Here is a 12,511-nt window from a genome sequence, read left to right as displayed (position 1 = left end):
GGCCGTAAGAGAAGGGTGACAAAAGGACTGCTCCACGCACCCCCTTCGGCCCACTACCCTAGGTCCCGTGACTATTCGCCTGTACGACACCAGCGCCCGGCAGATCCGTGACTTCGCCCCGCTCACGCCGGGTTGTGTCTCGATCTACCTGTGTGGCGCCACCGTGCAGGCGGCCCCGCACATCGGGCACATCCGCTCCGGCCTGAACTTCGACATCATGCGCCGCTGGTTCGAGTACCGCGGCTACGACGTCACGTTCATCCGCAACGTCACCGACATCGACGACAAGATCATCGCCAAGGCGGCCGAGCAGAACCGCCCCTGGTGGTCGATCGGGTACGAGAACGAGCGCGCGTTCAACGACGGCTACACCGCCCTCGGCTGCCTCCCGCCGACGTACGAACCGCGGGCCACCGGCCATGTCACCGAGATGGTCGAGATGATGCGCGGCCTCATCGAGCGCGGCCACGCGTACGAGGCCGACGGCAGCGTCTACTTCGACGTGCGCTCCTACCCCGGTTATCTGTCGCTGTCCAACCAGGACATCGACGACCTGCGCCAGCCCGACGAGGGCGTCTCCGGCAAGCGCGACCCCCGTGACTTCGCCATGTGGAAGGCCACCAAGCCCGGCGAGCCCGACTGGGAGACCCCGTGGGGCCGCGGCCGCCCCGGCTGGCACCTGGAGTGCTCGGCGATGGCCCACAAGTACCTGGGCTCCGCCTTCGACATCCACGGCGGCGGCCTGGACCTGATCTTCCCGCACCACGAGAACGAGATCGCCCAGGCCAAGGCCTTCGGCGACGACTTCGCCCGGTACTGGGTGCACAACGCCTGGGTCACCATGAGCGGCGAGAAGATGTCCAAGTCGCTCGGCAACAGCGTCCTGGTCTCCGAGATGGTCAAGCAGTGGCGCCCCATCGTGCTGCGCTACTACCTGGGTACCCCGCACTACCGCTCGATGATCGAGTACAGCGAGGACGCCCTGCGCGAGGCCGAGTCGGCGTTCGCGCGGATCGAGGGCTTCGTGCAGCGGGTGGTCGAGAAGGCCGGCCCCGTCGAGCCGTCCGCCGAGGTGCCGCCCGCCTTCGCCGAGGCCATGGACGACGACTTCGGGGCCCCGCAGGCGCTCGCCGTCGTGCACACCACGGTCCGTCAGGGCAACAGCGCGCTCGCGGCCGACGACAAGGAAGCAGCCGTCGCCCGCCTCGCCGAGGTGCGCGCCATGCTCGGCGTCCTCGGCCTCGACCCGCTCGACGCCCACTGGTCCGGTGAGTCCGACCGGGGTGAGGACCTCGCCGGAGTGGTCGACAGCCTCGTACGCCTCGTCCTCGACCAGCGGGAGGCGGCCCGCACCCGCAAGGACTGGGCCACCGCGGACGCCATCCGCGACCAGCTCGGCCAGTCGGGGCTGACCATCGAGGACGGTCCGCAGGGGCCACGCTGGACGCTGGGTCCGCGCTAGTCCGGCCCCTCTTTTCTTGATCGATTGTGCCGCCCGGGCCTCCGGGCGGCACACTGCATAGACGTACGAACGTTTCACCGACGTAGACACCCACGCAGAACAGGTAGGTCATGGCAGCCAACAACCGCCGCATGTCCGGCAAGAAGGGCGCGCAGGTCGGCAGTGGCGGCCAGCGGCGCAAGGGCCTGGAGGGCAGGGGGCCGACCCCGCCCGCCGAGATGCGCAAGGGCCACAAGAAGAACCGAATCGCCAACGCCAAGGCCAAGCAGTCGGTGCGCCGTCCTGCGCCGCGCGGCCGGGGCGGCAAGGGCACCTCGGAGATGGTCGTCGGGCGCAACCCCGTCGTCGAGGCGCTGCGCGAGGGCGTGCCCGCGGTGACGCTCTACGTCCAGCAGTTCATCGACAACGACGAGCGGGTGCGCGAGGCTCTCCAGCTCGTCGCCGACCGGGGCGGCGTCCACCTCATGGAGGCCCCCCGTCCCGAGCTCGACCGGATGACCAACGGGCTCAACCACCAGGGTCTGGTCCTCCAGGTCCCGCCGTACGAGTACGCGCACCCCGAGGACCTCGCCGCGGCCGCCTACGACGACGGCGAGGACCCGCTGATCGTCGCGCTCGACGGCGTGACCGACCCGCGCAACCTCGGCGCGGTCGTCCGCTCGGTCTCCGCCTTCGGCGGCCACGGCGTCGTCGTACCGGAGCGGCGCGCGGCCGGCATGACCGCCGGTGCGTGGAAGACGTCCGCGGGTACGGCGGCCCGCACCCCGGTCGCCCGTGCCACGAACCTGACGCGCGCCCTGGAGGCCTACAAGAAGCAGGGCATCGTGGTCGTCGGCCTCGCCGCCGACGGTGAGCACGAGATCGGTGACCTGGAGGCCCTCGGCGGCCCGGTCGTCATCGTCGTGGGCAGTGAGGGCAAGGGCCTGTCCCGCCTGGTCGGCGAGACCTGCGACTACCGGGTGCGGATCCCGATGCCGGGTGGCGCCGAGTCGCTGAACGCCGGTGTGGCGGCGGGCATCGTGCTGTACGAGGCGGCTCACCGGCGGGACTGAACGGCCGTTCGACCTCGTCACTCACATGGGGTATTCCTGGCGTACGGGGCAAGCTTGACGGGGTCCGGACAGATCCGGCGAGTCAAAGCAGTGTCCTAAACACACGTCACTCGGTTAGATGAGTGTGGACACCAGAACACCCCGCACACCCACGGGGGACGGCCCGTCGGGCTTCGACGACGCTCCCGCGCTGAGCATGGTGAAGGTGCCGAGCGATCCGGCGCAGATCATCGTCAATCATGCGAGCTTCCGCGTGCAGTTGGGCGCGTCGACGAGACGCGCCCAATCCCCGCGGATCGCACGGCACTTGATCGCCGCCGAGGACACCGCCCGGATGCCGGCCGTCGGAGCCGCGGGGCGCCGCCGGCCCGTCGTGTGGAGCGGCAGGTCCGCCCCCGACGACACCGGCGCCCACCGCCTGCTGCAGGCCGTGCGGGGCGGCAGCGTCGGCCATGCCGAGCCGCCCGCCGCCGACGCCGGAGCCACCCAGGTCATCCCCCGTATCGACGTCGAGCACGGTTACCAGGCCGACTACGACGGCGAGTTGGCGCAGACCATGGAGACCCCGGTCGTCGGCGCCCAGCGCACGCCCGACGGCGACGGCACCCGACTCCTGCCCGACATGCGCCCGGTCGGCAGCGCGTACGACGAACCCGCTTACGCGGGCGAGGAGTTCGACGACGGCTTCGACGAGGCCCGCGCCGACCGCGCCACCAGGCGACAGGGCGACGAGGCCGCGCGGCACGCGTACTACCCGGGCCGCCGGATGAACCTCGGTGTCGTCCTCCTCCCGCTCCGGATCTTCCTCGGCTTCATCTCCATCTACGCCGGCATGGGCAAGCTCTGCGACCCCGTCTACTTCGACGGCGGCAAACGCGGCTCCATGGTCAAGTGGCTCAACACCCTGCACCCGTGGGAAGTCGCCGAGCCGCTGCGCCAGTTCGCCCTCCAGCACCCCGTCGGCTCCGGCCTCGTCATCGCCTTCCTCCAGGTCATCGTGGGCGTCCTCACGATCCTGGGCTGCTGGCAGCGGGTCGCCGCGGTCGTCGGCGCCGGCCTCTCCGCCGCGCTCCTCGTCACCGTCAGCTGGAAGAGCGTTCCCGCCTACGACACCCCCGACATCATCTACCTCGCCGCCTGGTCCCCGCTGATCATCGCCGGCGCCCCCGTCTACTCCATCGACGGCCGCCTCGCGGGCGCCGCCTGGCGCCGTCTCGGGCCCCGCTCCGACATCTGGGAGCTGCGCCGCTACGTCCTGCGCCGCGGCGCCCTCATCACGGCCATCGTCACCGGCCTCACCCTCCTGATCGGCTCCGTCCTCGGCGGTGCCGTCCGGGACGCCGACCGGGTCATCGTCCCCGGCCCCGGCGAGGCCCCCCGCAACGAACTGCCCGGCTCCCCGCTCCCGCAGGACTCCGCCAAGGCCCGCAAGAAGAGCCCCTCGGCGTCCACCCGGCCCAGCCAGGGCGCCACCAGCGGCCCGTCCGCCGGCACCTCGGCCGCCCCCGGCGCCACCCGCGACACCGGCACCGGCACCGGCGGCTCGCCCAGCCAGACCCAGGGCACCACGGGCCGGACCTCACCCCAGCAGTCCTCGCCGGTCCAGCAGGCCCCCAGCACCACGTCCGGCCCCACCGGCGGCACCAGCAGCTCCGGCGGTTCGACAGGCGGCTCCGGCACAGGAGGCTCCTCCTCCGGTGAACCGGGCCTGGTGGGCGGCCTGTTGGGGTAGGCGGGCCGGTGGGCGACGTACTGGGCAACCCCACCGGCTGAGAGAGACGCCCGCACGACAAGAAGTCCCGCACGACAAGAAGTCCCGCACGACGAGAAGTCCCGTACGACGAGAAGTCCCGCACGGAGGATCGTGCGGGACTTCTTGATGCAGGGGAGCCGCGGCGCTGTCAGGGGCGCGGGGCTACCGACCGAGCGCTGCCAGTTCCCTCGCCGCCTCGGTCAGATCCTTCGCGGTGTCGATGGCGCGCCAGTACGCCCCCTGGGGGATGGGGAACCCGGCAAGGCGCAGCTCACGCGCGAGCGTCGGGAACGTGGTGCGCTCATGGTCCCCGCGCTCCGGCAGCAACCCGGCGAACGCGGGCGAGAAGACGTACACACCGGCGTTGATCTCGAACGTCGACGGCGGCGCCTCGATGAAGTCCGTGATGTGCCCGAAGCCGTCGGTCTGCACGGCCCCCCACGGAATCCGCGGCCGCGCCAGCGCGAGCGTCGCGACCGCGTCGCGCTCGGTGTGGAAGTCCGCCATGTCGCGCAGCGAGAACCGGGTCCAGATGTCACCGTTCGTCGCGTACCAGGCGCGGTCGGGGTGCGGCAGATGGGCCGCCGCGTACTTCAGTCCGCCGCCCCTGCCGAGCGGCTCCGCCTCGATGACGGTCTTGACGCGCACCGGGAGGTCGGCCGTCCGCAGCCAGTCCTGGAGCACCTCGGCGAGATGCCCGCAGCTGACCACCACGTCGGTCACGCCTTCCTCGGCGAGCCAGACGAGCTGATGGCCGATGATCGGAGTTCCCGTACCGGGGATCTCGACCATCGGCTTGGGCCGGTCGTCGGTGTAGGGACGCAGCCGGGAGCCCTGGCCGCCGGCCAGGATCACGGCCTGGGTCGGACGGGACGCGGCGTTCGGATCGGTCATGACCGGAACTGTACGGCGCGCCCCTTTCCCGACCTCGGTCGGCGTCCTCTCTCGCGGAGGTCAGCTGTGCGCCGCCGCCACACCCGTCGCGAAGGACGTGTCGCAGACGGGGCGGGCGTAGGACTGCGCGCGCGTGGGGCCGTACACACGGACCGCGGCGCGGCCCAGGGCCCTCGCGATGGACACGCAGTGCCTGGCGAGCGACGGTCGCTCGTTCACGGCCTCCTGGAGGTGCGTGAGGGCGGTGCCCGGGTTCTTCTCCTGGAGCTCGGTCAGGAGCTGCTCCCGCAGGACGTCCTGCGGGGCGAGGCGTGCGCCGCGCGGCTTGCTGTCCGAGACGGTCGCGTCCGACGCGGTGAGCACCGAGGAGCTCGAGGGATCCCCCGACCAGTTGACTCGGGTGACCGCGAGGGTCCCGGAGAGCACCAGGACGACCGGCAGGACAAGGGCGAGGGAGCGGCCGATACGGCGGGCGGGGCCCCGGCCGCGTCGCGTCTGTTGGTAAGTGGAGTGCTTCACGCGTGTGAGGGTAGCGTGCGGTAATGATTTGGCGACATTTAGTCACCGGTTCGGGGGATGAGATGGTGCCGTTCTTTGGGTAGGGCGTTGACGCACACTGCTCGAAATGACCGGTGTGCCGGGGTATTTGTCGACAACCTCCGGCGGGCTCCGGGCGCGAGAAGGGCCCCGCGGATGCTCCGCGGGGCCCTTCTCGTCAACCTGGGTGAATTGTCGCCGTTCGTCCTCAGTCGGAGAGGCGCTCGCCCGTGGAGGTCGAGAACACGTGGGTCTCGCCCGGACGCGGCACGACGTGCAGCGTGGCGCCCTTCTCCGGGACCGCGCGGCCGCTGACGCGGACGACCAGGTCCTTCAGCTCGCCGTCGACCTTGGCGGAGCCGTAGACGTAGCCGTCGGCGCCGAGCTCCTCGACGACGTTCACGGAGACCGCGAGACCGGCCGGGGCGTCCTCGGTGTCCTTGGAGAGGGCCGAGGCGGCGGCGCCGTTGTGCTCGACGATGTCGAAGTGCTCGGGGCGGACACCGACGGTGACCGTGGTGTCACCCTTGTCGGAGGCTGCCTTGAGGGCCTCGCGGTTGACGGGCACCACGCTGTTGCCGAACTTCACGCCGCCGTCGGTGATCGGAACCTCGACGAGGTTCATCGCCGGGGAGCCGATGAAGCCGGCCACGAAGAGGTTCGCCGGGCGGTCGTACATGTTGCGCGGGGAGTCGACCTGCTGAAGCAGACCGTCCTTGAGCACGGCCACGCGGTCGCCCATCGTCATGGCCTCGACCTGGTCGTGGGTGACGTAGACGGTGGTGATGCCGAGGCGGCGCTGCAGCGAGGCGATCTGCGTACGGGTGGAGACGCGGAGCTTGGCGTCCAGGTTGGACAGCGGCTCGTCCATGAGGAAGACCTGGGGCTCACGCACGATGGCGCGACCCATGGCGACACGCTGGCGCTGACCGCCGGAGAGGGCCTTCGGCTTGCGGTCCAGGTACTCGGTGAGGTCGAGGATCTTCGCGGCCTCCTCGACCTTCTGCCGGATCTCCGCCTTGTTGATGCCGGCGATCTTGAGCGCGAAGCCCATGTTGTCGGCTACCGTCATGTGCGGGTACAGCGCGTAGTTCTGGAACACCATGGCGATGTCCCGGTCCTTCGGCGGCAGGTGCGTGACGTCGCGGTCACCGATGCGGATGGCGCCGCCGTTGACGTCCTCGAGCCCCGCCAGCATGCGGAGCGAGGTGGACTTGCCACAGCCGGACGGACCGACCAGGACGAGGAACTCGCCGTCCTCGATGTGGATGTCGAGACCGTCGACGGCGGGCTTGGTCGACCCCGGGTAGATCCGAGTCGCCTTGTCGAACGAAACAGTGGCCATGGCTCTGAGGCCCCCTTCTACCGGCAGGAACGTGCCGGACGATCCGTTGTAGGAAGGTGGTGGTCCAGTCCACACAGGTGGACTGGGTCAGGACGGTACCCGGCGTTCATCGGTATGTCAGTACCTGAGCGACTGTGAACTTCGCGGAAATTTTCGACAGGGCCCCACGGCGACCTGGGTACACTGCTCGGGCGCCCGGTTCCGGTAACCGCGCACGCCTCCTTAGCTCAGATGGCCAGAGCAACGCACTTGTAATGCGTAGGTCGTCGGTTCGAATCCGACAGGGGGCTCTGGCGAAGCCCAGGTCGGATCACTTCTGACCTGGGCTTTTGTTGTGCGTGGGTGGGGTTGCCCTCGGTAGTTCCACGCTGATGTGCAGGCCGCCCGTGGGGCGGGGGGTGAGGGTCAGGGTGCCGTCGTGGGCGTGGGTGATGGTCTTGACGATGGCGAGGCCCAGGCCGACGCCCGCGTGGTCGGTGTGGATGCGCTCGGTGCCGCGCTGGAAGGCTTCCGTGAGGGTCGGGATCAGTTCCGGGGCGAGCCGCTCGCCGGTGTTCTCGACGGTGAGCGCCACCGTGCCGGGGCGGACGTGGGTGGTGATCCACACCGTGCCCCGGTCGGGCAGGTTGTGGACGATCGCGTTGTGCACGAGGTTCGTGGTGAGCTGGAGCAGGAGCGCCTGGGAGCCGGTCGTCGGGGCGATGTCGCCGTGGGTCTCGAGGGTGACGCCGTGCTTCTCCGCGAGGGGGAGGAGGGTTTCGGTGGCCTCCTCCGCCGTGAGGGACAGGTCGACGGGCTCTCGGGTGAAGGACCGCTGTTCGGTGCGGCTGACCAGGAGCAGGGCCTCGGTGAGGTCGATCGCCCGGGTGTTGACGGTGTGGAGGCGGTCGAGGACCTCGCCGGTGTCCTGGTCGGGGTCGGTGCGGGCCACGTCGATGAGGGCCTTGGAGATCGCGAGCGGGGTGCGCAGTTCGTGAGAGGCGTTGGCCGCGAATCTGCGCTGTTCGGTGACGTGGGCCTCGAGGCGGGTGAGCATCGCGTCGAAGGCGTCGGCGAGCTCGCGGAACTCGTCCTTGCGGCCCGGCAGCCGGATCCGGTGGGAGAGGGAGCCGGTCGTGGCGGTGCGGGTGGCGTCCGTGATGCGGTTGAGGGGGGCGAGCATGCGGCCGGCGAGGATCCAGCCGCCCAGGAGGCCGAACACCAGCAGGAACGCCATGACCGCGGCCGCCGTCGGGGCGAAGCCCTTCAGGAAGAAGGTGCCCGGGGTCGCCTGCACCGCCCCGGATTCGTTGTATCCGAGCTGTCCGTTCCGCAGGAGGTACACGCCCACGGCGGCGATGGCCAGGACGCTCGCGAGCATGAGGAACCCGGCGTAGCTGAGGGCCAGTTTGAGGCGGACGCTCAGACCGGGCGCCCTATCCATGGTCCGCTCCCTGGTCCCGGGGCCCCGGCTCGGTGTCGATGCGGTAGCCGACGCCCGGCACGGTGGCGATGATCCAGGGTTCGCCCAGGCGCTTGCGCAGGGCCGAGACGGTGATGCGCACGGCGTTGGTGAACGGGTCGGCGTTCTCGTCCCACGCGCGTTCGAGCAGTTCCTCGGCGCTGACGACACCGCCCTCGGCGCCGACGAGCACTTCGAGGACGGCGAACTGCTTCCGGGTCAGCGCGATGTAGCGGCCGTCCCGGTAGACCTCCCTGCGGAAGGGGTCCAGTCGCAGACCCGCGATCTCCCGCACGGGGGGCCTGCTGTGCGCCCGTCTGCGGTCCAGTGCCCTGAGCCGGAGAGCGAGTTCCTGGAGCTCGAAGGGCTTGGTGAGATAGTCGTCGGCGCCCAGTCCGAAGCCGGAGGCCTTGTCGTCGAGGCGGTCGGCCGCGGTGAGCATGAGGATCGGCATGCCGCTGCCGGAGGCGACGATGCGTTTGGCGATCTCGTCGCCGGAGGGACCCGGCACGTCCCGGTCCAGGACGGCGATGTCGTAGGTGTTGATGCTCAGCAGTTCCAGAGCGGTGTCGCCGTCGCCCGCGATGTCGGCCGCGATCGCTTCCAGGCGCAGACCGTCGCGGATGGCTTCCGCTAGGTAGGGCTCGTCCTCGACGATCAGCACACGCATGTCATCGATGCTACGAGCGGTCGCGTATCGCGGGCGTATCGAAAACCGCATACGGGCCGGCAACACCGTGCCGCCTTGACTGGCCGTATGACGCACACCTCGCCCGCGCCCGCGCCCGCACCCTCGCCCGCGCCCGCGCCCGCACCCTCGCCCGCGCCCGCGCCCGCGCCCTCGACCCCGACCTCGCCAAGCACAGCGGACCCGACGATCGAGGCCACCCGGGCCACCCGGGCCACCCTCTCCGGCGTGCGGCGCACGGGCGTCCGCCGCATGATCCACCTCTGCTCCCGCCCCGGCCCCTGGAAGCGCGGCCCGGTACTCGTGGTCCTGGCGCTGCTGCTGGGCCTGCTCCTGCTGCTGCACGCGCGGATCACGGACCACGGCGGTCTCGGCAGCCTGGTGGAGACGTTCCTGCCGTGGTTCGGACTGGGTGTGCCGGTGCTGCTGGCCGGGGCGTTGTGGCGCCGCTCCGCCGCCGCGGTGCTCGCACTGCTGCTGCCGGTGACGGTGTGGCTGGGCCTGTTCGGGGGGCAGCTGGGCGACAGGTCCCGTGCGGGCGGCGACCTGCTCGTGGTCGGCCACAACGTCGGCGCGGACAACCCCGACCCCGTCGGCACCGCCCGTGCCCTGGTCGCCTCCGGCGCGGACGTGCTGGGTCTGGAGGAGATCACCCCGCAGGCGAGGCCGGTGTACGAGAGGGCGCTGGCGAAGGCGTACCCCTATCACACGGTGCTGGGCACGGTCGGGCTGTGGAGCAGGCTGCCGCTGTCGGACATGCGGGCGGTGGACACCGCGATGGACTACGGGCCGCTGGGGGCCACCAAGTCGGCCGCCGAGAAGTTGCCCGGGAACCGGGCGCTGCGGGCCACCGTGGCCACCGAGCGGGGGCCGCTCGCGGTGTACGTGGCCCATCTGGGGTCCGTGCGCGTGCTGCCCAGGACCGGTTTCTGGACGGACAGCCGGGACCGCAACGCGAACGCGCTCGCCAAGGCCGTCGCCGCCGAGCCGAACGGGCGGGTGGTGCTGCTCGGCGACCTGAACGGCACCACGGACGACCGCGCCCTGGCCGGTCTCACCTCGCGGCTGCGCTCGGTCCAGGACGCGGCCGGGGACGGCTTCGGCTTCACCTGGCCGGCGAGGTTCCCGGTGGCGCGGATCGACCAGATCCTGGTGCGCGGGGTGGAACCGGTCGGTTCCCGGGTGCTGCCGGCCACCGGCAGCGACCACCGGCCGGTGGCGGCCACCGTCAACTGGTGAGCACGACGGCCACGTGCGGGGCTTTCCGCCGGTCTCCTCAGCGCGCGCCCGCGGCCTTCACCAGGGCCTCGTCGGTCAGGCGGTACACCGTCCACTCGTCCTGGGGGCGGGCGCCGAGGGCCTCGTAGAAGTCGATCGCGGGGGTGTTCCAGTTCAGGACGGACCACTCCAGGCGCTGGTAGCCGCGCTCGACGCAGATGCGGGCGAGTTCGGTGAGCAGGGCCTTGCCGTGGCCGCCGCCGCGGGCCGTGGGACGGACGTAGAGGTCCTCCAGGTAGATGCCGTGGACACCGCGCCAGGTGGAGAAGTTGAGGAACCAGACCGCGTAGCCGACCACCGCACCGGCGGGGTCGGTCGCCACGTGGGCGTAGGCGGCGGGACGGTGGCCGAAGAGGGCCTCGTGGAGTTGTTCCTGGGTCGCCCTCGCCTCCTCCAGGGCCTTTTCGTAGTCGGCGAGTTCGCGGATCAGGGTGTGGATCGCGGGGATGTCGGCGGGGGTGGCGGGGCGGATCACGGCTGTCGGCTCCGGTGGGTGCGCAGGCGGTGGGCGATCTCGAACTGGCGGGGTTCCAGGGGGCGGCCGTCCTCGATGTCCCAGAGGGCGTTCTGGAGGAGCCGTCCCATCGTCCAGGCACGCGCGCGTGCGCGGTCCAGGCCGAGGATGTCGGTCATGGCGTCGAAGCGCCAGATGATCTCGTCGGCGTCGAAGCGGTTGTCGAGGGCGGGCCAGAGCTCGAACCCGGGATCGCCGGCGAGGGGTTTGGGGTCGATGGCGAGCCAGGGCGCGCGGTCGCAGGCGAGGACGTTCTCGTCGTGCAGGTCCCAGTGCAGAAGCCGGTCGCCGGGCTCGTCGACGACCTCGCGTACGGCGGCCGCGCAGTCGGCGACGGTACGGCGCATCCGCGGGTCGGGGATGTGTTCGAGGGCCTCGGGGGTCTCGTCCAGCATGGTCTGCGCGATGTCGCCGAGCCGGCGCAACCCGGCGGGGGCGGGTGTCGCGGTCAGACGGGCCAGCAGTTCGGCGATGACGACGACAGCGTCCCGGGTGCCGGGCAGGGTGGAGAGCATGCGGGTGGAGTCGAGGCGCTCCAGGAGCATGGTGTGGGTGACCGGGTCGTGGTCGAGGAGGCGGACGGCCCCGTCGCCGTCCCACAGGCGCAGGGCGACGGGCTCGCCGGCGCTCTCCTCGTCGAGGAGCTGGAACTTCAGCACGGCCGGGGCGTACGGGTCGGCGCGGACGACCGGCAGGACCAGCGCGGTGACGCCGTGCATGGGCGTGCCGTCCGGTCTGAGCTGCCAGCGCTCCAGGAACTCCTCGACCAGGGCGGGCAGTGCGGCGATGAACTCCCGTCCCCTGTCGCCGTTGTAAAGCTCCTGTGTCGCTGCCAGTTCCTCCGGGATGTCGATCACGTGCCGGACCCTACCGGCGTGGGTGAATCGCCTCATGCGAATTAACCGGGGTGTCCACAGGGTGTGGGCGTACGTCCGCAGCGCCCCCGGCACCTATGTGTGGCTGGCCGTTCTCTTCGTGACGACGGTGGCGCTGCACCACATGTCGCCGGAGTTCGAGGAGGAGTTCCTGCGGCAGCGCTCGACCAACATCCATGAGCTGTCGAGCAATCCGGTGCGGGTCCTGGTCTCCAGTGCCATGTGGATCGACGGCGGGCACTGGCTGCCGTACGTCGTCCTCTACTCGGTGTTCCACGCGCAGACCGAGCGGTGGCTGGGCACGGCGCGCTGGCTGGCGGTGTGCGCGGCGGCTCATGTGCTGGCCACGCTGATCAGCGAGGGGGCGCTGCTGTGGGGGATCCGGCACGGGATGGCGCCGGCGTCGGCGGTGAACACGCTGGACATCGGGGTGAGTTACGCGCTGGCCGGGGTGGTCGGGGTGCTGGTGTACCGGGTCCCGGAGCCGTGGCGGTACGTCTACGGGTTCGCGGTTCTCGTCGTGTACGCGGTGCCCCTGGTGACCGGGCGGACCTTTACGGACCTGGGGCACTTCACCTCCGTACTGATCGGATTCGGGTGTCTTCCGCTGGTCCGCGGGCGGGAAAAAGCACGGAATCCGAAGGAGACAGCAGGTGTGCCGGCGGGTTAACG

General features: G+C 70.8%; 12 protein-coding genes and 1 tRNA gene. 6 read left to right on the top strand and 7 right to left on the bottom strand.

Annotation, left to right across the window (positions count from 1 at the left end; translation table 11 throughout):
- Positions 1-67: 67 nt before the first annotated feature.
- The 3 genes from cysS (at position 68) to IOD14_RS41850 (ending at position 4,246) form a co-directional block, all read left to right on the top strand.
- Complete coding sequence (gene cysS, locus IOD14_RS41860) at positions 68-1,462, top strand: cysteine--tRNA ligase (RefSeq protein WP_123990109.1); 1,395 nt, start codon at positions 68-70, stop codon at positions 1,460-1,462.
- Positions 1,463-1,572: 110 nt separating this feature from the next.
- Complete coding sequence (rlmB, locus tag IOD14_RS41855; RefSeq protein ID WP_212672990.1) at positions 1,573-2,514, top strand: 23S rRNA (guanosine(2251)-2'-O)-methyltransferase RlmB; 942 nt, start codon at positions 1,573-1,575, stop codon at positions 2,512-2,514.
- A gap of 118 nt (positions 2,515-2,632) precedes the next feature.
- Entirely contained in the window at positions 2,633-4,246 is a 1,614-nt protein-coding gene (locus IOD14_RS41850) for a DoxX family protein (RefSeq protein ID WP_174269164.1), read from the top strand.
- Between the two features lie 183 nt (positions 4,247-4,429).
- Here the strand turns inward: IOD14_RS41850 and IOD14_RS41845 are convergent, their stop codons facing one another.
- From IOD14_RS41845 to ugpC, 3 genes are all read right to left on the bottom strand, one after another.
- The gene (locus IOD14_RS41845) at positions 4,430-5,161 is read right to left on the bottom strand and encodes a nucleotidyltransferase family protein (protein ID WP_123990107.1); all 732 of its coding nucleotides are present in this window, start codon (positions 5,159-5,161) and stop codon (positions 4,430-4,432) included.
- 60 nt (positions 5,162-5,221) lie between these two features.
- Entirely contained in the window at positions 5,222-5,680 is a 459-nt protein-coding gene (locus IOD14_RS41840) for a hypothetical protein (RefSeq protein ID WP_123990106.1), read from the bottom strand.
- 226 nt (positions 5,681-5,906) lie between these two features.
- Complete coding sequence (gene ugpC / locus IOD14_RS41835) at positions 5,907-7,043, bottom strand: sn-glycerol-3-phosphate ABC transporter ATP-binding protein UgpC (protein WP_007382936.1); 1,137 nt, start codon at positions 7,041-7,043, stop codon at positions 5,907-5,909.
- A gap of 216 nt (positions 7,044-7,259) precedes the next feature.
- On the opposite strand from ugpC, the gene IOD14_RS41830 reads away from it, so the two are divergent.
- A tRNA-Thr gene (locus IOD14_RS41830) sits at positions 7,260-7,333 on the top strand.
- A gap of 20 nt (positions 7,334-7,353) precedes the next feature.
- On the opposite strand, the gene IOD14_RS41825 is transcribed toward IOD14_RS41830, so the two are convergent.
- A complete protein-coding gene (locus tag IOD14_RS41825) occupies positions 7,354-8,466 on the bottom strand; it encodes a HAMP domain-containing sensor histidine kinase (RefSeq protein WP_212672989.1) in 1,113 nt (370 codons plus the stop codon).
- On the bottom strand, positions 8,459-9,154 hold the full coding sequence (locus tag IOD14_RS41820; RefSeq protein WP_123990104.1) for a response regulator transcription factor: 696 nt from the start codon (positions 9,152-9,154) through the stop codon (positions 8,459-8,461). The genes IOD14_RS41825 and IOD14_RS41820 overlap by 8 nt, the downstream gene beginning before the upstream one ends.
- A gap of 270 nt (positions 9,155-9,424) precedes the next feature.
- On the opposite strand from IOD14_RS41820, the gene IOD14_RS41815 reads away from it, so the two are divergent.
- The gene (locus tag IOD14_RS41815) at positions 9,425-10,411 is read left to right on the top strand and encodes an endonuclease/exonuclease/phosphatase family protein (RefSeq protein WP_249126340.1); all 987 of its coding nucleotides are present in this window, start codon (positions 9,425-9,427) and stop codon (positions 10,409-10,411) included.
- A 37-nt stretch (positions 10,412-10,448) separates the two neighbouring features.
- Here the strand turns inward: IOD14_RS41815 and IOD14_RS41810 are convergent, their stop codons facing one another.
- Entirely contained in the window at positions 10,449-10,925 is a 477-nt protein-coding gene (locus IOD14_RS41810; protein WP_212672987.1) for a GNAT family N-acetyltransferase, read from the bottom strand.
- Positions 10,922-11,821, bottom strand: coding sequence for an aminoglycoside phosphotransferase family protein (locus IOD14_RS41805; RefSeq protein WP_249126202.1), 900 nt, complete (start codon positions 11,819-11,821; stop codon positions 10,922-10,924). Before IOD14_RS41805 ends, IOD14_RS41810 begins: the two co-directional genes overlap by 4 nt.
- A gap of 34 nt (positions 11,822-11,855) precedes the next feature.
- On the opposite strand from IOD14_RS41805, the gene IOD14_RS41800 reads away from it, so the two are divergent.
- A complete protein-coding gene (locus IOD14_RS41800; protein WP_123990100.1) occupies positions 11,856-12,509 on the top strand; it encodes a rhomboid-like protein in 654 nt (217 codons plus the stop codon).
- Positions 12,510-12,511: the final 2 nt, after the last annotated feature.

The organism is Streptomyces sp. A2-16, assembly GCF_018128905.1.
Lineage (GTDB): Bacteria > Actinomycetota > Actinomycetes > Streptomycetales > Streptomycetaceae > Streptomyces.
Note: the sequence above shows the minus strand (reverse complement) of the source record. Positions and strands in the feature narration are given on the sequence as shown.